1 protein-coding gene is annotated in these 1,433 nt (G+C 77.1%); it reads left to right on the top strand.

The window, feature by feature from the left end; all coding sequences use genetic code 11:
- On the top strand, positions 1 to 1,433 hold a 1,433-nt coding region (locus HMPREF0731_RS19975), incomplete at both ends, for a zinc metalloprotease (RefSeq protein ID WP_007006027.1).

Raw genomic sequence — 1,433 nt, 5'->3', positions numbered from 1 at the left:
GTCGCCGCGCGCACCACGCTGCGCCCGGCGGCGGAGCAGGTCGCGGCGCTGGGCGATTTCCTCACCCGCAACGAGCTGACCCGCACCGAGGGCCCGCTGGAGCGGATGCGGCTGCGCGGCGCGCGGGCGAAGCGGCGGCAGCTCGGCACCCGGCTGCTGCATGGCTACCTGTTCTTCCGCGTGCCGCTGCTGCGGCCGGCGGGCTTCCTGCGCGCCACCCTGCCGGCGGTGCGCTGGCTGGGCAGCACGCCGGCGCTGCTGGTGCTCGGGCTGCTGTCGCTGCTCGGGCTGCTGCTGGTGCTGCGCCGGCTGGACCTGTTCGTGGCCGAGGCCGCCGGGCTGGTCAGCGCCGGCGGGCTGGCCGCCTTCGGCGTCGCCCTGCTCTTCGCCAAGCTGCTGCACGAGCTGGGCCACGCCTATGTCGCCACCGCGCACGGGGTGCGGGTGCCAGCCATGGGCGTCGCCTTCATGCTGGGCGCGCCGCTGCTCTACACCGAGACCTCGGGCGCCTGGCGGCTGACCCGGCGCGGGCCGCGCCTGGCCATCGGCGGCGCCGGGCTGATGGTGGAGACGGCGCTGGCCGGGCTGGCCTCGCTGGCCTGGGCGCTGCTGCCGCCCGGCGCGGGGCGGGACGCCGCCGTGCTGCTGGCCACCGCCGGCTGGGGCATGACGCTGCTGGTCAATGCCAGCCCCTTCATGCGCTTCGATGGCTACTACCTGCTCTCCGACGCGCTGGGGCTTGAGAACCTGCATGGCCGCGCCTTCGCCCTGCTGCGCTGGCGGCTGCGCGAGACGCTGTTCGGCCTGGGCGAGCCGCCGCCCGAGGCGCTCTCCGCCGGGCTGCGGCGCTTCCTCGTGCTGTTCGGCCTGGCCACGCTGCTGGCGCGCGCCTCGCTCTATCTGGCGATCGCGCTCGCCGTCTATCACCTGTTCTGGAAGCCGCTCGGCATCGCGCTCCTGGTGGTGGAGCTGGGCTGGTTCCTGGCCCGGCCGGTGGCCGACGAGCTGCGCGAGTGGGCCCGGCGGCGGCACGCCTTCCGGCTGAATGGCCGGCTGCTGGCCACGCTGGCGGGCACGGCGCTGCTGCTGGCGGGGCTGCTGCTGCCGCTGCGCGGCACCATCTCGGCCCCCGCCTTCCTCGACGCCGCCGCGCGCGGCGAGGCGGTGGTGGCCACGCCCGGCCGGCTGCTGGCCCTGCCACACGCCCCCGGCAGCTGGCTCGACGCCGGCGCGCTGGTGGCGCGGCTGGACAGCCCGGAGCTGGAGCGGCGCATCGCCATCGCCGCCCTGGCCCTGGCGCGGGCGGAGGACGAGCTGCGCCTGGCCCTGGCGCGGACCGAGACGCTGGACCGCCGCTTCGCGCTGGAGGAGGCGGCGCGGCAGGCCCGCGCCACCCTCTCGGCGCTGGAGGCGGAGCGCGCGGCGCTGGAGAT

Source organism: Pseudoroseomonas cervicalis ATCC 49957, from assembly GCF_000164635.1.
Lineage (GTDB): Bacteria > Pseudomonadota > Alphaproteobacteria > Acetobacterales > Acetobacteraceae > Pseudoroseomonas > Pseudoroseomonas cervicalis.
Note: the sequence above shows the minus strand (reverse complement) of the source record. Positions and strands in the feature narration are given on the sequence as shown.